At 72.8% G+C, this 18,093-nt stretch carries 14 protein-coding genes; 12 read left to right on the forward strand and 2 right to left on the reverse strand.

Translation table 11 applies throughout. From position 1 onward, the window contains the following. Positions 1–53: 53 nt before the first annotated feature. Complete coding sequence (locus ACWDLG_RS13615; protein ID WP_449919477.1) at positions 54–893, forward strand: NAD(P)H-binding protein; 840 nt, start codon at positions 54–56, stop codon at positions 891–893. 181 nt (positions 894–1,074) lie between these two features. On the opposite strand, the gene ACWDLG_RS13620 is transcribed toward ACWDLG_RS13615, so the two are convergent. Then, positions 1,075–1,779 (reverse strand): FadR/GntR family transcriptional regulator, encoded by a 705-nt coding sequence (locus tag ACWDLG_RS13620; protein WP_449919479.1) that lies wholly within the window; start codon positions 1,777–1,779, stop codon positions 1,075–1,077. Positions 1,780–1,825: 46 nt separating this feature from the next. On the opposite strand from ACWDLG_RS13620, the gene ACWDLG_RS13625 reads away from it, so the two are divergent. The 3 genes from ACWDLG_RS13625 to ACWDLG_RS13635 are packed head-to-tail and all read left to right on the forward strand — an operon-like array spanning position 1,826 to position 4,496. Next, the gene (locus ACWDLG_RS13625; RefSeq protein ID WP_449919482.1) at positions 1,826–2,512 is read left to right on the forward strand and encodes a (Fe-S)-binding protein; all 687 of its coding nucleotides are present in this window, start codon (positions 1,826–1,828) and stop codon (positions 2,510–2,512) included. Continuing rightward, positions 2,509–3,918, forward strand: a complete 1,410-nt coding sequence (locus ACWDLG_RS13630; protein WP_449919484.1) for a lactate utilization protein B — start codon at positions 2,509–2,511, stop codon at positions 3,916–3,918. Before ACWDLG_RS13625 ends, ACWDLG_RS13630 begins: the two co-directional genes overlap by 4 nt. Then, positions 3,915–4,496, forward strand: a complete 582-nt coding sequence (locus ACWDLG_RS13635; RefSeq protein WP_449919487.1) for a LutC/YkgG family protein — start codon at positions 3,915–3,917, stop codon at positions 4,494–4,496. The genes ACWDLG_RS13630 and ACWDLG_RS13635 overlap by 4 nt, the downstream gene beginning before the upstream one ends. Here the strand turns inward: ACWDLG_RS13635 and ACWDLG_RS13640 are convergent. Beyond that, complete coding sequence (locus ACWDLG_RS13640; RefSeq protein ID WP_449919489.1) at positions 4,486–5,499, reverse strand: baeRF2 domain-containing protein; 1,014 nt, start codon at positions 5,497–5,499, stop codon at positions 4,486–4,488. The two genes, ACWDLG_RS13635 and ACWDLG_RS13640, sit on opposite strands and share 11 nt — an antisense overlap. Positions 5,500–5,809: 310 nt before the next feature. Between ACWDLG_RS13640 and ACWDLG_RS13645 the strand changes: the two genes are divergently transcribed. From ACWDLG_RS13645 to ACWDLG_RS13680, 8 genes are all read left to right on the forward strand, one after another. Continuing rightward, complete coding sequence (locus tag ACWDLG_RS13645) at positions 5,810–6,889, forward strand: GNAT family N-acetyltransferase (RefSeq protein ID WP_449919492.1); 1,080 nt, start codon at positions 5,810–5,812, stop codon at positions 6,887–6,889. A 117-nt stretch (positions 6,890–7,006) separates the two neighbouring features. Then, a complete protein-coding gene (locus ACWDLG_RS13650; protein WP_449919495.1) occupies positions 7,007–8,167 on the forward strand; it encodes a bifunctional cobalt-precorrin-7 (C(5))-methyltransferase/cobalt-precorrin-6B (C(15))-methyltransferase in 1,161 nt (386 codons plus the stop codon). Between the two features lie 57 nt (positions 8,168–8,224). Further along, the gene (locus tag ACWDLG_RS13655; protein WP_354915060.1) at positions 8,225–9,088 is read left to right on the forward strand and encodes a sirohydrochlorin chelatase; all 864 of its coding nucleotides are present in this window, start codon (positions 8,225–8,227) and stop codon (positions 9,086–9,088) included. Continuing rightward, on the forward strand, positions 9,085–10,188 hold the full coding sequence (cobT, locus tag ACWDLG_RS13660) for a nicotinate-nucleotide--dimethylbenzimidazole phosphoribosyltransferase (RefSeq protein ID WP_449919500.1): 1,104 nt from the start codon (positions 9,085–9,087) through the stop codon (positions 10,186–10,188). Before ACWDLG_RS13655 ends, cobT begins: the two co-directional genes overlap by 4 nt. A 64-nt stretch (positions 10,189–10,252) precedes the next feature. Beyond that, positions 10,253–11,485 (forward strand): uroporphyrinogen-III C-methyltransferase, encoded by a 1,233-nt coding sequence (cobA, locus tag ACWDLG_RS13665; RefSeq protein ID WP_354915054.1) that lies wholly within the window; start codon positions 10,253–10,255, stop codon positions 11,483–11,485. Between the two features lie 557 nt (positions 11,486–12,042). After that, a complete protein-coding gene (locus ACWDLG_RS13670; RefSeq protein ID WP_449919503.1) occupies positions 12,043–15,039 on the forward strand; it encodes a dynamin family protein in 2,997 nt (998 codons plus the stop codon). Beyond that, positions 15,036–16,673, forward strand: coding sequence for an ABC transporter (locus ACWDLG_RS13675; protein ID WP_449919505.1), 1,638 nt, complete (start codon positions 15,036–15,038; stop codon positions 16,671–16,673). The genes ACWDLG_RS13670 and ACWDLG_RS13675 overlap by 4 nt, the downstream gene beginning before the upstream one ends. Before the next feature lie 169 nt (positions 16,674–16,842). Further along, entirely contained in the window at positions 16,843–18,060 is a 1,218-nt protein-coding gene (locus ACWDLG_RS13680) for a serine/threonine-protein kinase (protein WP_449919507.1), read from the forward strand. Positions 18,061–18,093: the final 33 nt, after the last annotated feature.

Consider the following 18,093-nt stretch of genomic DNA (forward strand, 5'->3'; position numbering starts at 1 on the left):
AGGTGCCGATTTTTCCTATCGGCGGGCGGCTCCCTGACGGGAGCGTAGGAGGCATGATCCTGGTCACGGGTGCCACGGGCACCATCGGAAGTGAAGTCCTCAGGCGGCTGGCCGCGAGAGGCGAGCAGGCGCTCGCGATGACGCGCGACCCCGCCAAGCTGAGCGCGCGGGCGGTGAAGGCCGACTTCGCCGACCCCGCCTCGCTGGACAGGGCACTCGAAGGGGTGGACACGGTGCTGTCGCTGACGGCCTTCGGGCGTGAGCTGCCCGAACACGACCTCGCCCTGGTCGCGGCGGCCGGGCGGGCCGGCACGAAGAAGATCGTGAAGATCTCGGCGATCGGCACCGGGGAGACCGACGACGAGAAGGACATCCGCTCCTGGCACCACCACGGCGAGCGGGCCGTCAAGGACAGCGGGATGGCATGGACGATCCTGCGCCCGGCCGGGTTCGCCGGCAACGCGCTGATGTGGGCCGAGGCGGTCAGGGCGGGCGAGCCGATCCCGAACACGACGGGCTCGGGCGGCCAGGGCGTGGTCGACCCGCGTGACGTGGCCGAGGTGGCGGTCGAGGCGCTGACGGGCGGGGCGCACGACGGCATGACCTACGAGCTGACCGGGCCCGAGGTGATCAGCGTGCCCGAGCAGGCACGCGTGCTCGGGCAGGTGCTCGGCCGGGAGGTGACGACGGTCGAGATCCCGCTGGAGGCGGCCAGGCAGGGGATGCTGGCCTCGGGCGCCGAGCCGCTCCTGGTGGAGGTGGCCATGACGGGGGCCGCGTTCGTCGCGGCGGGCGGTGCCGAGCGGCTCAGCGGCGACGTGGCGGCCGTGCTGGGGCGGGCGCCGCGGCGTTTCGCCGACTGGGTCCGCGACCACCGCGCCGCCTTCGAGTGACCCCGCCGCCGGGCCCCACCCCCGGACCGCGCCCCCGGACCGCGCCGTCGGACCCCGCCGCCCGACCCCGCCGCCCGACCCCAACGCCGGACCGCACCGCTGGACCCCGGAGGGCCAGGCGCCGGGTGGTGAGTCAAGCCGGTGGTGGGTCAGGCCGGTGGTGGGTCAGGCCGGTGGTGGGTCAGGCCGGGTGGTGGTCAGGGGGCGGGGGCGGTGGTGTGGTGAGGGCCGGGTAGGCGTGCGCCAGGTGGTCGGCGACGGCCTGGGCGGCGCCCCGCCCGTCGCCGGCCGCGGCAAGCTCGTAGATGCGCCAGTGGTCGGCCATGAGCACGTCGGTCCGCCCGGCCGCCTCCACCGCGGCCACCGAGTAGGCGTGGATGGTCTGCCGCAGCGCCCGCATGGTCGCCGCCAGCAGCCGGTTGCCCGACAGCAGCGCCACCCCGAGGTGGAAGGTCACGTCGTGGTCGACGAAGGAGCGGGCGTCACCGGCCCGCTCCATCTGCTCCAGCGCCGCGCGCATGACCTCGAGGCCCTCGGGCGCGTCGACGTGCTGCACCGCCCACTGCTCGATCATCAGGCGGGTGGCGATCACCTCGCCGAGCGACAGCGAAGCCGTACCGAGGTGGAGCCGGAGCAGGTCGGCCAGCGCGCTCTCCGGCCTGGAGGTGAGCACCGCGCCCGCGTCGGGCCCGCGGCCCGCCTGCGAGGAGACCACACCGAGCGTCTCGAGCACGCGCAGCGCCTCGCGCACCGACGAGCGGCCGACCTGGAGCTCCTCGGCCAGCTGGCGCTCGCCCGGCAGCCGGTCGCCGACGGTGAGCCCGTCGTCGGCGATGCGCCGCTCGATCCTGGCGATGACGTCCTCGAAGGTCCGGGGCTTCCTCATATGGTCAGACCATACTATGGTCAGACCATACTTTGAAGGGAGTGCCGTGCGAGTCGCCCTGTTCATCACGTGTGTCAACGACACGCTCTTTCCCGGCACGGGCAAGGCCGTGGTGTCCCTGCTGCGCCGCCTCGGGTGCGAGGTCGACTTCCCGCAGGCGCAGACCTGCTGCGGCCAGATGCACCTCAACACCGGCTACCGGGCCGAGGGCGAACGGCTGGCCCGGCGCTTCGCGGAGGTGTTCGACGGCTACGACGCGGTCGTCACGCCCTCGGGCTCGTGCGCGGCGATGGTGCGCGAGCAGTACCCACGGCTGGGGGTGGCGCCGCCGCCGGTGCACGACCTGTCGGAGTTCCTGATCGACGTGCTGGAGGTGGAGGACGTCGGCGCCGCCTTCCCGCACCGGGTGACCTACCACCCGACGTGCCACTCGCTCAGGGGGCTGCACCTCGGCGACAAGCCGACGCGGCTGCTGCGGCGGGTGCGGGGGCTGGAGCTGGTCCCGCTCCCCGGCGCCGAGGAGTGCTGCGGCTTCGGCGGCACGTTCGCGGTGAAGAACCCGGCGATCTCGGCCGCGATGTGCGCCGACAAGGTCCGCAACGTGATGGACACCGGCGCGGAGGTGCTCTGCGCCGCAGACAACTCCTGCCTCATGCACATCGGCGGCACCATGCGCCGCCAGAAGACGGGGGTGCGGGTCATGCACCTGGCCGAGATCCTGGACGCGCGATGAGCGTCTTCATCGGCATGCCGGGCGACTTCCCGACGAACGCCGCGAAAGCCGTACAGAACTCACAGCTGCGCTACAACCTTCGCAAGGCCACCCACACGATCCGCGGCAAGCGGGCCACCGTGGTCGGCGAGCTGCCCGACTGGCCGGAGCTCCGCGCCGCCGGCAAGGCGATCAAGGACCACACGCTGCGCCACCTCGACCGCTACCTCGTCCAGCTGGAGGAGGCGGTCCAGCGGGCCGGCGGCCACGTCCACTGGGCCCGCGACGCCGCCGAGGCCAACCGCATCGTCACCGACCTGGTCAGGCGGACGGGCGAGAACGAGGTCGTCAAGGTCAAGTCGATGGCCACCCAGGAGATCGGCCTCAACGAGCACCTGGCGGCCGAGGGCATCACCGCGTTCGAGACCGACCTGGCCGAGCTGATCGTCCAGCTCGGCGACGACTACCCCAGCCACATCCTGGTGCCCGCCATCCACCGCAACCGCGCCGAGATCCGTGAGATCTTCCTGCGCAGGATGGGCGACGCGCCCCGCGACCTCACCGACGAACCCGCCGCGCTGGCCGAGGCCGCCCGGCTCCACCTGCGCGAACGCTTCCTGCGCAGCAAGGTCGCCATCTCCGGGGCCAACTTCGTGATCGCCGAGACCGGCACCTGCGTGGTCCTGGAGTCGGAGGGCAACGGCCGGATGTGCCTGACCCTGCCCGAGACCCTGATCAGCGTGGTCGGCATCGAGAAGGTGCTGCCCACCTGGCGTGACCTGGAGGTCTTCCTCCAGCTCCTGCCGCGCAGCTCCACCGGCGAGCGCATGAACCCCTACACCTCCACCTGGACGGGATCCACCGAGGGCCAGACCTTCCACCTGGTGCTACTCGACAACGGCCGCACCACCGTCCTGGCCGACGAGGTGGGCCGCCAGGCGCTGCGCTGCATCCGCTGCTCGGCCTGCCTCAACGTCTGCCCCGTCTACGAGCGCGCGGGCGGCCACGCCTACGGTTCGGTCTATCCCGGGCCCATCGGCGCCATCCTCACCCCGCAACTGCGCGGCCTCGGCTCCGACCTCGACGCCTCCCTGCCCTACGCCTCGTCGCTGTGCGGGGCCTGCCTCGAGGTCTGCCCGGTGGCCATCGACATCCCCGAGGTGCTGGTCGACCTGCGGGCCAAGGTGGCCCACCCGCGCGCCGAGCGGGCCGGCATGCGGGCCGCCGGCTGGGTGCTGGCCAAGGAGGTACGGCTGGCCAAGGCGCAACGCCTGGCCACGCGCTTCCGCAGGCTGGCCCCCAGTCGGCTGCCGGGCCCCCTGTCGGCCTGGACCGACACCCGCGACCTGCCGGAGATCCCCGAGGAGTCGTTCAGGGACTGGTGGGCCCGCCAGGAGCGGAGCGGAGAAGGGAAGGCGAGCTCATGAGCGCCCGCAAGGAGATCCTCGACCGGGTGCGCAGGGCCGTGGAGGGCGCCCCCGAGGTGGCCGTCCCCCGCGGCTACCGCACCTCGATACCGGTGGACGACCTGGTCGCCCGCTTCGCCGAGCGCGTCGGCGACTACCGGGCGATCGTCCACGTCGTCGCCTCGGCGGAGGTGCCCGCGCTGGTGGCCGAGCTGACGGCGGGCAGGCGCGTGATCGTCCCGCCGGCCGTACGAGGGCAGGGCCCGCTGGCCGTGGCGCAGGCGGTGGGGGAGGAGGAGCTGCTGACGGCCGACGGCGTGGCCACCGGATGCGCGGTCGCCATCGCCGAGACCGGCACCATCGTCCTCGACGCGGGGCCCGACCAGGGCCGCAGGGCGCTGACCCTGGTGCCCGACTACCACCTGTGCCTGGTGCGGGCCGACCAGATCGTCTCCAGCGTCCCCGAGGCGGTCGCCAGGCTCGACCCCGCACGGCCGCTGACCTGGATCAGCGGGCCGTCGGCGACCAGCGACATCGAGCTCAACCGGGTGGAGGGCGTGCACGGCCCGCGTACCCTCGAGGTGATCGTCAGTACCTGATCACCGCCGAGATCTCCTTGACCTCCGGCGCGAACCACAGCTCGGCGTCGGTCATCGCGGCGGCCCTGGCCAGCGCGGAGTCGGCGCGCTCGCGGACCGGCCCCTCCACGCCCCACCGGCGCAGCTCGTCGGCGCCGGTGGCCAGCTGGGTGCCGCCCGGGCCGATCCACATCAGGTCGGGCAGTTCGCCGGGGGACAGGACGGCGTGCACCCGCCCCTCCCGCAGCGCCCGCGCCACCTGGCCGAAACCCACCGGGCCCGCGTTGTCCCTGTGCCGGTCGAGCAGGTCGGCCCTGCGCCGCTCCAGCCACGTGTCCAGCGCGTTCTCCGCGTCCTGCGTGAACCGGCCGTGGTCGGCGCGGCTGCCGTGCTCCACCATCATCACCCTGTCGGCCGCCTTGGTGCCCAGGTGGTCGCACAGCTGCGAGCGCGACGTCGGCTCGCCCGCCACCACGACCAGCTCGGCGCCGATCCTGCGCACCTGCTCGTCCACTTCGTGCGCCACGACCTGCGCGTCGCGCTCCCAGGTCTCCTCGGCCGCCCGCTCGTACACCTTCTGCGACCAGCCGCCCTGCGCCGTCTTCTGCAGGGGCCACTTCTGCGCCTCGACGGTCGCCACCCGCGGCGAGCCGCCGCCGAACACCGTCAGCTCGGCGCCCGCCTGATCGACCACGACCCGTAGATGCGGGACGTTCTCGCCCCGCGACATCAGCAGCGGCGTCACGTGCGGCAGCGGCGACCAGCGGACCTGCTCCAGCGGCGGCGGCTCGGCCAGCGACTCGGCCAGCACGAGCTCGCCGCCCGCGGCGAACAGCGCCCGCCCGGGGGCCGGCGCGCCCCAGGCATCCTCCAGCGCGTCGAGAGTGTCCCGATCGGCCTCCTCCATGCTGTCCCTGAACGAGCGCCACCGCCGCCGCCTGTCCTCCACGTCCGACCCCGCGAGGTAGACCGAGACGTAGGGGCCATGACGCTCGTACAGCGGACGGATGAAGTCGAGCCTCAACTCACCTCACCACCTCTTCCGCTCGATGCCGACCCCCAGCGCCTCGGCCACCTGCGCGATGGTGGCGAACCGGCAATCGTCCAGTCCGGGCCCGTGCTTGTCGCTTTCACGTCCCAACGCGTTCTCACCCTTTCAAGCTGCCCGAATCCCGCCCCTACCCGCGCGGCCCTCCCCAAACATGACCTTCCGCGGGCGAAGGCCCGGCCGCCGGCCGCCCGGCCATGCGGACCTCCCGGGGGTGCGAACGGCGCGCGAAACCGGGACTTGTAGGGTTTCGGCACGCCGTTGAGCACTTAGGGGAAAAGTGAGCGTGTTCGACCCTCGCCTTCGCATCACCACCGACCGGCTGACCCTGCGCGCCTTCCATCCCGAGGACGCCGACAGGATCACGACCATCGTCGAAGCCGGTCACCGTTTCCTCCCGCCGGGCGCCCCCGGCCAGGCCGCCGGCGTCGCCGCCTGGCTGGCCACCGGCGTCCACGAGCTCCAGCGCTCGGGCCAGGGCGTCCACCTGGCCATGGTCGACGGCGACGGCCGTATCGTCGGGGCGATCAGCCTGTTCAGGACCCAGTGGAGCGCGGGCATCACCGAGGTCGGCTACGGCGTGCACCCCCTGTACCGCAGCAGGGGCTTCGCCACCGAGGCGGTCCGCGGCCTGGCCGCCTGGGTGTTCGAGACCACCGAGCTGCGCAGGATCGAACTGCGTGCCAACCTCGACAACGGCCCGTCCGTGCGGGTGGCCGAGAAGGCCGGCTTCTCCTACGAGGGCGTGCTGCGCGCCGCCGAGCTCGAGGACGACGGCGCCCACGACCTGGTCGTGTTCGGCCTGCTGCGCGGATCCACCGGATCGCCCAACGTCTTCCCCGAGGACGAGCTGGTCACCCCGCGCCTGCTGCTGCGCAGGCTCACCGCCGCCGACGTGCCCGACCTGACCGCTACCGCCGCCGACGAGATCACCCAGCGGCGCACCAGCGTGCCCCGCGGCTACACCGAGGAGCACGGCAGGTTCTACGCGCTCATGGCGAGCCCGCAGCACCGCATCAGCGGCGCAGGGATCGTCTGGGCGGTCGTCGAGAGGGAGAGCGGCAGGTTCGTCGCCAGCGTCGACCTGAAGAGCACCGAGTGGGGCCACCGCTCCACCGAGGTCGGCTACATGACCGCCCCCTGGGCGCGCGGCAGGGGCTACGCGGGCGAGGCGGTGCTGGCGGTCGCCAGATGGCTGTTCGACAAGCAGGGCTTCCAGCGGCTCCAGCTCCGGGCCGCCGTCTCCAACCTCGCCTCCCAGCGGGTGGCCGAGAAGGCCGGCTTCACGCGGGAGGGCGTGGCGCGCAACGGCGCCGGCAAGGAGGACCTCGTGGTGTACGGGCTGATCCCCGGCGACCTTCCGTGACCTTCCCCGGCCACGCGCGCCCGGGGAGCGTGTCCCTGGACTGACGCCCGCCCCGGACGGAGGATGGCGCGTGACCCGGCTTGCCGTACACACTGGGTCAGGAGGACGGTGAGTCGGATGATCACGGTTATCGGCTGGGACGGATCGCCGCTGTCGGCCAGGGCGACCGACTGCCTGCAACAGGCCACGCTGGTGACCGGTCCCGAACGGGTCCTGCGGCACTTCAAGCTCCCCGTCCCCGGCGGCGAGCTGCTGGCCCTCCTCGACGAGCATCTCGAACAGGGCGAGGGCCCCGCGGTCGTCCTCGCCGACGGCGACCCCGGCTTCTTCGGCGTCGTGCGCGCGCTGCGCGGCCACGGCCTGAAACCGGCCGTCATCCCCGCCAGCTCGCTCATCACGCGCGCCTTCGCCAGGGCGGGCATGAGCTGGGAGGACGCGCTCATCGTCGCGCCCGAGGGGCCGGGGCAGCTCAACAGGGTCGTCAACGCCTGCCGCGCCCACCACAAGGTCGGGCTCATCGTCACCCCCGGCGTCGGCCCCGCCGAGATCGCCAGGGAGCTGGCCCCCACCACACCGCGCACGCTCATCGTCTGCGAGGACCTCGGCGGGCCCGGCGAGCGCGTCACCCACAGCCGCATGGGCGAGGCCACCACCAGGCCGTGGAAGGATCCCGACGTCGTCCTCGTCGTCGACCCGCTCTACCGCGCCGGCGAGCCCGCCTGGGTGGCGGGGGCGGCCCCCGGACCCGACGAGTGGGCCGTCGGCGGCGACCTGCCGTCCGAGGTGAGCGCGTACGTGCTGGCCAAGCTCGGCCCCAGGCTCGGCGACCTCGTCTGGGACGTCGGCGCGGGCTCCGGCGGCATCGCCGTCGAGTGCGCCAGGCTCGGCGCCGCCGTCATGGCCGTCGAGCGCGACGACGAGGCCTGCGCCCGGCTGCGTACCAACGTCATCCGCCAGGGTGTCAAGGTCGCGCTGACCCGCGGCCAGGCCCCGCCCGCGCTCGAGCCGCTCCCCGATCCCGACGCGGTCTACGTCGGCGGCGGCGGCGCCGACGTGATCGTCGCCTGTGCCGCCCGCGTCCCCTCCAGGCTCGTCTGCACGCTCAAGGTCGTCGAGCAGGTGCCCGCCGTCCTCCAGCGGCTGAAAGAGCACGGCTACCGCGCCGAGTGCACCCAGATCCAGGCATCGCGGCTGGTCGTCCAGGCCGACGGCGCCCACGCGCTGGCCGCCGAGGACCCCGTCTTCGTCGTGCACGCACGCAGAGTGATCTGTGCATGACCAGCGCGCATCGGATATCCTCGCGTGTCTTGTCTACATAAACCCCAGGTCACAGGCGTGGAGATCCCCTTCATGAAGCCGCCGCTGCTGCTCATCGGGCAGGGCTCGCACGACGACACAGGTGCCGCCGAGTTCGGAAGGTTCGTCCACAGGCTGCGTTGCCGCCTGGAGGACAGCTCCGCCGAGGTCTCGGGCGGCTACCTTGCCAAGGCCAAGCCCATGCTGAGCGAATCCGTCGCCTCCCTCGTGGCCAGGGGCCACCACCGGCTGGTCACGCTGCCGCTCAGCCTCAGCCGCATGGAGGACTTCCCCGCGGCCATGGCGCTGGAGCAGGAACGGCATCCCACGCTGATGTACGACCACGGGCGTCCCCTCGGGCCCGACCCGCGCGTGCTGTCCCTGCTGGCCGAACGGCTGGCCGAGGCCGCCGCCGACATGCCCAGGCTGCGCTCCCTCGACGACGTCAAGCCCCGCCTGCGCGTGGTGCCCTCCATCCCCGTCGAGGAGCCGGCCGAGCACATCGAGCCGGCCGAGACCGCGGTCGTGCTGGTCGGCGAGGGCTCGACCGACCCCGCCGCCAACGCCGAGATCCACCGCGTCTCGCGGCTGTTCTGGGAGACCCACGCCTACGACTTCATGACGGTGGAGACCGCCTTCGTCTCCATCACCCCGCCCGGCGTGCCCGGCGGTCTCGAACGCTGCCGCCGCCTGGGCGCCCGCCGCGTCATCGTCGTGCCGTACCTGCTGTTCGCCGGCGGCATGCTGGAGCGCGTCTGGGCGCAGGCACTCGCCTACGGAGCCGGTCACCCCGACCTCGACATCCGCTGCGCCGAGGTGATCGGCGACTGCGAGGTGCTCGCCGACGTGGTCATCGACCGGTACGAGGAAGCACTCGAACTCGCCGAGGGGGTCTCCGCATGACGTTGCAGGACGTGCTCGCCCAGATCACGCCCGCCTCCGCCGCCGCGCTCGCCGACGCCCGCGCCCACCAGAGCCGCCTCACCAAGCCGCCGGGCTCCCTCGGCGCCCTCGAGGAGGTCGCGGTACGGCTGGCCGGCGCGGCCGGCACCTGCCCGCCGCCCATGCCCGAGCCCGCCGCGCTGGCCATCTTCGCCGGCGACCACGGCGTCCACGCGCGCGGCGTCTCCCCCTGGCCGCAGGAGGTGACGCTGCAGATGGTCGGCAACTTCCTGGCCGGCGGCGCGGTCGCCAACGCCTTCGCCGCCCAGGTCGGCGCCTCGGTCACGGTCGTCGACGTGGGCGTCGCCGCGGACCTGCCCGCCGCCGAGGGCCTGCTCTCCCGCAAGGTCGGCTACGGCACCGCCGACCTGTCGGCCGGCCCGGCGATGACCGTCTCGCAGGCCGTCCAGGCGATCGAGGTGGGCATCTCGGTGGCCCGTTCCCTCGTGGCCGACGGCGCCCGCTGCCTGATCACGGGCGACATGGGCATCGCCAACACCACCGCGTCGGCGGCGCTCGTCTGCGCGTTCACCGGCAAGGACGCGGCCGAGGTCACCGGGCGCGGCACCGGCATCGACGACGCCACCCACGCCCACAAGGTGGCGGTCGTCCGCGAGGGCCTGCGCGTCAACGGCCTCACCCCCGCGCCGGAGGTGCCGGAGACCGAAGGAAGCGGCGCCGTCCTGCCGCACGACGCCCTGGAGATCCTGGCCGCCCTCGGCGGGTTCGAGCACGCCGCCATCGCGGGCTTCATCCTCGGCGGCGCCGCGGCGCGGGTGCCCGTCATCCTCGACGGCGTCATCGCCGGGTCCGCCGCCCTGGCCGCCGCCGCCCTCGCGCCGGCCGTCGTCGACCACTGCGTGGCCGGCCACCGCTCCGCCGAGCCAGGTCACGCCGCCGCCCTCGACCACCTCGGCCTGCGCCCCCTCGTCGACCTCGAGCTGCGGCTCGGCGAAGGCACCGGAGGACTGCTCGCCCACCCGCTGGTCTGCGCCGCCGTCCGGGTGATGCACGAGGTGGCGACCTTCGACTCCGCGGGTGTCACGGAGAAGCAGCCCTAGTAATCCGGACCCGGTAGGTTTGCCTCCTGACATACCAATCCTCGCGAACGGGAGATCCGCCGACATGAGCCCCTACCTTCTCGGCCTGCGCCTCTCGGGTCGCCGGGTGCTCGTCGTGGGCGGCGGGCGGGTCGCCCAGCGACGCGTTCCCGCACTGCTCGAGGCGGGCGCCGACATCACCATCGTGTCGACCAGCGTCACCCCCGCCCTCGACGATCTCATCGCCGCGGGGCGCGTCACCTGGGAGGCCAGGCCGTACCAGGTGGGCGACTGCGACGGTGCCTGGCTCGTCCAGGCCTGCACCAGCGACAGGGCGGTCAACACGGCCATCGCCGCCGAAGCCGAGGCCAAGCGGATCTGGTGCGTGCGCGCCGACGACAAGGACGCCTCCGCCGCGTGGACACCCGCCAGCGGCAAGGTCGACGAGATCTCCATCGCGATCACCGCGGGCGGCGACCCTCGCAGGGCCGCGGGCATCAGGGACGCCGTCGTCAGCGCCCTGCGTGACGGCACCGTCGACGCGCGCCGCAACCGCACCAAACCGGTCGGCGTCGCGCTGGTCGGCGGCGGGCCCGGCGACCCCGGGCTGATCACCGTACGCGGGCGCCAGCTGCTCGCCCAGGCCGACGTGGTCGTGGCCGACCGGCTCGCGCCGCGGGCCCTGCTCGACGAGCTGGCTCCCGACGTCGAGCTGGTCGACGCGGCCAAGGTGCCCTACGGCAGGTCGCTCTCCCAGGAGAAGATCAACGAGCTGCTGATCTCGCACGCCCGCGAGGGCAGGTTCGTCGTCCGGCTCAAGGGCGGCGACCCCTACGTCTTCGGCAGGGGCGGCGAGGAGATGCTCGCCTGCGCCCGCGCCGGCATCCCGGTGACCGTGGTGCCCGGCATCACCAGCGCCGTCGCGGTGCCCGCCGCGGCCGGCGTGCCCGTCACGCATCGAGGGGTGAGCCAGGAGTTCCACGTGATCTCGGTGCACGTGGCGCCCGACCATCCGCAGTCCACCGTCGACTGGCCCGGACTGGCCCGCTCGTCAGGCACTCTGGTGCTCATGATGGCCGTCGAACGTATCGCTTCGATCGCGGAAACGCTGATCCGCGACGGACGTTCGCCGGAAACTCCCGTAATGGTGGTACAGGACGGTACTCTTCCGACCCAGCGGGCCGTCACGGCCACGCTTTCCACCGTGGCCGACCGGGTGGCAGCGGCCAAGATCCGGCCACCGGCGATCGTCATCGTGGGCGACGTCGTGCGGATCGGCCAGGAGGTCGAGATGGTTCGAGCGGAGCGCGTGCCGTGAGATCGGCTGGTGACGCCCCCGAGTCCCTGGGGGAGCAGACCCTCAACTTCCGCGCGATCAGGGACGACGACGGTCCCGACCGCGCGGCCGACGACCAGGCGGACATACGGCAGGCGAACGGGGCATCGCCGCCGCCCTCCCCGCCGGACGCCCATGACGCGTCGGCCGCCGACGACCACGAGAACGCGGCGGGGGAGACCTTCTTCGCCTTCGCCCGTCCCGCCCGGCACGACCTGCCCCGGGCGGACGACCACGCCACCCTGGACGCCGAGCCCGCCTTCGACAAGCTGGCACCGATCTCCGACGGCTTCGACGCCTTCAGCCCGTCCCGCCCGGCCCCACCCTCGGCGCCTCACCCGGGATCACCCCCGGCTGCGCATTCGGGATCACACCCGGGATCGCCCCCGGCTGCACGTCCGGCGTCACACCCGGGATCACCTCCGGCTGCGCATCCGGAATCGCTTACGGCTTCGGACCCGGGATCACAGCCGGGACCGCACCCGGCTGCGCCCCCGGCATCGCGGGCGGCTTCGCGCCTGGATGAGTCGGCGCACCCCATGGAGTTCGACGCGTTCCGGGCCCGGCCGCGGGCGTTCGGTCCAGGGGGCGAGCCCGATCCCGCCGCGTCCGAGCTCCAGGAGGAATCCGGCTCCGCGGAGGATCGTCGTGCCGCCCGCGTCGTGAGGCCTGGCGCCGCAGACCCGACCACCACCGAGTACCCCGCCGAGTCCCTGTCGGCTGACCCGGGCATCGCCGAGTGGCGGCCTGCCGAGGTCTCCATCGGGGCACCAGCTGTCGGCGAGCCTGCCATTGAGGAAGTCCCCGGCCAGGAGTCCACGGCCACCGACTCGGCCGCCGCCGAAGGGCCGCCCGCTGGGGCCGCCTCGGCTACCGGCCTGGTTCCGGCCGAGGCCCCCCTCGCCGCTCCCGATGCGGTGGACATCGGGGAGGCCACCGCCGAGGCAATCGCCACCGGCGAGGGCACCAGCCTCGAGACGCCCGCCAGCGGCGAGGCCATGGCTGACGACGTTCCTGCCATCGGCGCGGCCGCCACGAGCGCGATACCCGCCGGCGAGATCCCTGCCGCTGCGACCCCCGCCGACGACACACCCGTCGGCGAGGTGCTCGCTGGTGAGGGCTCCTTTGGTGAGGCGTTCGCCGGTGACAGTCCCTTCGGTGAGACGATCGCCGGGGAGACGCCCGCTGGCGATACTCCCCTCGGCGAGGTGGTCGCCGACGGTGCTTTCTGGGACGAGAACTCCGCCGAAGAGGTGGCTGCCGACGACCAAGCCGTCAGCGAGAGGCCTGCCGCTGACGAGACGCTCGACGAGCGCGGGACCGCCGCCTCCCAGGCCATCACGACCGACGAGATCGCGGATGAGCCAACGACCGAGGCTGAGCCGGCGTTCGACGCCGAGCCCCTGACCGAAACCGATTCGGTGACGGAGGCCGACTTCGAGGTCGTCACCGATCCCGAGGCTGTGACCGAGCTCGAGGCGACCGACTGCAAGGAAACCGAGTCCGAGGCCGTAGCCGATCCCGAGGGCGAGACCGGTTACGAGGGCGGGACCGGTTACGACGGCGGGACCGGCTACGAGGCTCTGACCGGTTTGGAGGCTGTCGCCGAGTTCGAGGGTGCAACCGATCCCGAGGACGGGACCAATCCCGAAGCTGTGGCCGAGTCCGAGGCCGTAACCGACCCTGAAGCCGGGGCCGGTCCCGAGGCCGTGGCCGACACCGACGCTGCGGCCGAGCCCGAGCTCATGGCCGAGGTCGCGTCCGTGGCCGACGACGAGCTCGTGGTCGAAAGCGACTCCGAGGCCGGGTCCGTGGCCGACGACGAGTTGGCCATCGGCGACGGCTCTGCCGTACTCGATGACGAGCCTGCTCTCGGTGACGGCACCGCAGTGGAAGAGGACGAGGCTGCCGGGAGGGTCGTCGAGGAGGACCTGCCCGACGCCGCCGCGCAGGCGCTCACCGCCGCCCTGGACGCGCTCAGGGACGCCGTCGCCGGCCTCAGGTTCGGGCTCGACCTGCCGGGCGCCGAGGAGGCGCGCAAGGCGCAGACCGAGATCCTCACGCAGCTGCACGACTACGTGCTGCCGAGGGTGCGGATGAGCACCGCGCCCGCCCTGATCGTCGTCGCCGGCTCCACCGGGGCGGGCAAGTCCACGCTGGTCAACACCCTCGCCGAGAAGAACGTCAGCCGGACCGGCGTGCGCCGTCCCACCACCGGCATCCCCGTGCTCGCCTGCCACCCCGACGACGAGGGCTGGTTCGCCGACGGCGAGCTGCTCGCGGGCCTGCAGCGCATCGAGCGGCAGAGCAGGGAGGCCGCGCCCGACAGCCTCGTGCTGGTCACCACCGAACGGCTGCCGCAGGGCGTCGCGCTGCTCGACACCCCCGACATCGACTCCGTCGTCGAGGAGCACCACGAGATCGCGCGCCGCATGCTCGACGCCGCCGACCTGTGGGTCTTCGTCACCACCGCCGCCCGCTACGCCGACGCCCCCGCGTGGAACCTGCTGCGCCTGGCCAAGGAGCGCGCCGCCAGGATCGCGATCGTGCTCTCGCGCGTGCAGCCCAAGACCAAGGACGTGGTCCTCAAGCACTTCGTCCGGATGCTGACCGAGTACGGCCTGGGCGACGTCGAGCGGTTCGTCATCGAGGAGTCGGCCGTCACCGACGGCAGGCTGCCCCACGGCGACATGACCGAGTTGCGGCTGTGGCTGGCCGAGCTGTCGGTCGACGAGGAACGGCGGGCGCAGGCCGTCCAGGAGACGCTGAACGGCGTCCTCAACAGCTTCCGCACCCGCGTCCCGGCGCTGGCCAGGCACCTGGAGAGCCAGGTGGCCTTCCGCGGCGAGCTGCGCACCGACGTCGACGTCGCCTACTCGGACGCGCTCGCGCACATCGACAACGCCGTGCGAGACGGCAGCCTCATGCGCGGCGAGGCACGCGCCAGGTGGCAGGACTTCGCCGGCTCCGGTGACCTGACCCGCAGCTTCCGCAAGAAGGGCAAACCGGTTCCGACTGAGCGGATCACCGCCTTCCGCGCCGCGCTCCGCACCGCGATCGAGTCGCTCATCACCTCCGCCGCGCATGCGGCGGCTGACGAGGTGGGCGCGCGGTGGCGGCGCCGTACGGAGCTGGGCGCGGGCCTCGACCGGCCCTCGGACGAGCTGGCCCGCCGTACCGGCCGGGCGGTCGCCGCCTGGCAGGACCACGTCACCGAGCTCCTGCGCACCGACGGCGTGACCAAACGGTCGGCCAAGGTCGTCTCGCTCGGCGCCGAGTCGTTCGCGCTGATCTTCATGGTGGGCCTGTTCAGCGCCGACGAGCTGCCCCAGAAGCTGCTCAGGAGCCTGCTGGGCGCCGAGGCGCTGCGCAGCATCAGCACCAAGGCGCTCAGCGACCTGCGCGCCAGGATCGTCATGCTGTTCGACGAGGAGGCCATGCGGTACGTGCGGGCGCTCGACGCCGCCGGCATCCCGGACGAGGCCGCCGCGACCCGCCTCTACCAGGCCACGTACAACCTCGAGGTCGCACGATGAGCATCTACTCCACCACCAAGCCCGGCCTGGGAGCCAGGCTGGCCGCGCTGTCCAAGGTCGTGGAGCTGGGGCAGGGGCGTCTCGACGCCACGCTGCTGGCCGACGCCGTCCACCTGCTCACCAGGGCGGGCGAACGGCTCAAGCTGTCGTCCGACCACACCGTGGTCGCCCTGGCCGGTGGCACGGGCAGCGGCAAGTCCTCGCTGTTCAACGCGGTCTCGGGGCTCGAACTGTCGCCCACGGGCGTGCGCCGCCCGACTACCGCCCGCACCCATGCCTGCGTCTGGGGGCAGGAAGGCGCGGCGCCGCTGCTCGACTGGCTGCAGATCCAGTGGCGGCACCGCTTCGCCAGGGCGAGCGCGCTCGACAGGGGCGAGAGCCAGCTGCACGGCCTGGTCCTGCTGGACCTGCCCGACCACGACTCCATCAGAGCCCTCACCGATCCTGAGGCCGACCGGTTGATCGGGCTCGCCGACATGGTGGTGTGGGTGCTCGACCCGCAGAAGTACGCTGACGCCTCCACCCACCGCCGCTACGTCACCGAACTGGCCGGGCACGAGGCGGTCACCGTGTTCGCGCTCAACCAGTCGGACCGGCTGTCCACCGAGGAGGTGGCCGAGCTGGTCATCGACCTCAACGACCTGCTGCGCCGCGAAGGCGTCAACCATCCGTCGGTGGTCCCCACCTCGGCCGTCACGGGCCGCGGCATCGACAGCCTCAAGGGCGTCATCGCCGACGCCGTCTCCAAGCGCAGGGCCGCCATCCAGCGCATCGACGCGGACGTCGACCGCGTCGAACGCCGCCTCAGCCAGGCCATGCCGGTCGGCGCCGCCCTGTCGGCGCCCTCCACCGTGGACGCCGCCCGCCGTGTCGGGCTGACCGACGCGCTCTGCGACGCGGTGGGCGTTCCGGCGGTCGGCGAGGCCATGGAGAGCGTCTACGCCACCCGCTCGGCCTCCTGGATCTCGTGGCCGTTCGCCCGGATCGGCGCGGCCTTCGGCGGAGACCCGCTCAAGACGCTCAAGCTCGGCGACCTGCGCGAGGAGGTCCGCTCGCTGGCCGGAGGGTCGGTCAGCGCCCAGGCGGCCGAGGTCGACAACGCCGTCCAGGCGCTGAGCGACGGCCTCACCGTCGGGATGAACGAGGTGTGGCGTTCGGCCGTGCACCACGCGGCCAGGTCGCGCGCGGCGCAGCTGCCCGAGGCGTTGTCCGACGAGCTGTCGGAGGTCGCGCCGCAGCTGGACAAGGTGCCGGTGTGGTGGCGGCTGCTGCGGCTGTGGCAGTACCTGCTCGTCGTCGCCTTCGTCGCGGGGCTGGCGTGGATGGGAGTGGCGCTGGCGTACGGCGTGTTCTCCGCCGGTCGGCTGCCCGAGCCGTTCGCGCTGTTCGGTGACGCGGCGACGCTGCCGTGGGTGGGGTTGATGACCGCTTCGGTCCTGGGACTGGGGGCGCTGTCCGCGATGGCGTCCAGGAACTTCGTGGCGCTCGGGGCGGCGAACGAGCGAGACCGGCTGGAGCGGGAGATGCGCAGGCGGGTCGCGGGCATCGCGGAGACCATGGTGGTGGAGCCCGTGGAGCGGGAGCTGGCCCGCCACCACGAGTTCTACACGGCGATGAAGGCACTGTCGGGCTGAGGTTCCCGGCTGCCCCCTCCTCCGGATGCTCGAACGCCCCGGCCGTTTTTGATCAGTATTCACTGACGCCCACGATCCGTTCCCTTAACATCTGATGTGCCCGTGCTCAGCCGGATATCGACAGGGGGCGACGGATGGTCGCGAAGTCCATGACGGCGGGAAGGGCACGGTGACGCTGGTCGCGGGCCGCTATCGGCTGTTGTCGCAGCTCGGCCAGGGTGGCATGGGCACGGTATGGCGGGCGATGGACGAGCTGCTCCGGCAGGAGGTGGCCGCGCACGCGGCGGGCATCCTGCACCGAGACGTCAAACCCGCCAACGTCCTGCTCACCGACGACGGACGGGTGCTGCTGACCGACTTCGGGATCGCCACCATCGCCGGGGACACCGGGATCACGCAGACTGGGATGCTGACCGGCTCGCCTGGTTACATCGCCCCCGAGCGCCTGCGCGGCGAGGTCGACGGCCCGCTCGCCGACCTGTGGTCGCTCGGCGCCACGCTCTTCACGGCGGTGGAGGGCGTGGCGCCGTTCGCCGGCCCGAACCAGGCCGCGGTGCTGGCCGCCGTGCTGATGCAGGAGCCCACCCCCTTCCGGCTGGCCGGCCCGCTCGCCCCCGTGCTGGCCGCGATCCTGGAGAAGGACCCCGCAGGCCGCTGCTCCGCCGACGAGGCGGCCGGCTGGCTGGAAGCCCTCTCGCGGGACGACACCACGACCAGCCCGGCACTGCGCCGCAGGCGGACCGCGCCGGGACGCCCGTCTCGACGCCTGCGCAGCAGGGTCCTCATCGGTGCCGCGCTCGCGCTGGTGATGACCGTGGTGGTGGGCGTGGTGATCGTGCCCTACCTGTTCCCGAACGTGATCCGGATCCTCGGCTACGCGCTCGCGCCACCTGTCACCTACTCCGCCGTGCCGAAGTTCCTCCCGACGGCGGCGGCCACCCCGCTGATCGCCCGCGACTTCGAGGCGTGCGACCTGCTGAACAGCAACCAGACGCGCTCATTGTTCGGCGGTGCGATGAAGCGCCAGTTCTGGAGCGACTCCTCCTGCAGCTGGAGCAAGGCCGACGGCGCCAACCTGCACGTCACGGCGTTCCGCCTGCCGAGCGCCTCGGCGGCCGGCCTCTACCACAAGCAGATGGTCGAGCAGATGAAGGACGAGCCGAAACGGAACCCGGGGACCAAGCTCCGCAAGGGGCCGGACGTCGGCGACGAGGCGTTGAGCTATACCCGGCGGAGCCCCTACGGGCTCCCGGTATACCAGAGCTACATCTCCTTCCGTCTGTCGAACGTCGTGGTGGTCATCAACGTCTCGGCCCGGCGGCCCGGCTACGCCACCGCCGATCGGGCGGCCAAGCTCGTCGCCGCGGCCGTCAACAGGCATCGTTAGCGACCGGGTTCGTGGTGGTGTTTCGAGGGTCCC

This window comes from Nonomuraea sp. NPDC003727 (assembly GCF_053586935.1).

What these genes read in the sequence shown, in the direction of transcription:
- ACWDLG_RS13615 (WP_449919477.1), top strand. Translation starts at nt 54, where the DNA reads ATGATCCTGGTCACGGGTGCCACGGGCACCATCGGAAGTGAAGTCCTC.
- ACWDLG_RS13620 (WP_449919479.1), bottom strand. Translation starts at nt 1,779, where the DNA reads ATGAGGAAGCCCCGGACCTTCGAGGACGTCATCGCCAGGATCGAGCGG.
- ACWDLG_RS13630 (WP_449919484.1), top strand. Translation starts at nt 2,509, where the DNA reads ATGAGCGTCTTCATCGGCATGCCGGGCGACTTCCCGACGAACGCCGCG.
- ACWDLG_RS13635 (WP_449919487.1), top strand. Translation starts at nt 3,915, where the DNA reads ATGAGCGCCCGCAAGGAGATCCTCGACCGGGTGCGCAGGGCCGTGGAG.
- ACWDLG_RS13650 (WP_449919495.1), top strand. Translation starts at nt 7,007, where the DNA reads ATGATCACGGTTATCGGCTGGGACGGATCGCCGCTGTCGGCCAGGGCG.
- cobT (WP_449919500.1), top strand. Translation starts at nt 9,085, where the DNA reads ATGACGTTGCAGGACGTGCTCGCCCAGATCACGCCCGCCTCCGCCGCC.
- cobA (WP_354915054.1), top strand. Translation starts at nt 10,253, where the DNA reads ATGAGCCCCTACCTTCTCGGCCTGCGCCTCTCGGGTCGCCGGGTGCTC.
- ACWDLG_RS13670 (WP_449919503.1), top strand. Translation starts at nt 12,043, where the DNA reads ATGGAGTTCGACGCGTTCCGGGCCCGGCCGCGGGCGTTCGGTCCAGGG.
- ACWDLG_RS13675 (WP_449919505.1), top strand. Translation starts at nt 15,036, where the DNA reads ATGAGCATCTACTCCACCACCAAGCCCGGCCTGGGAGCCAGGCTGGCC.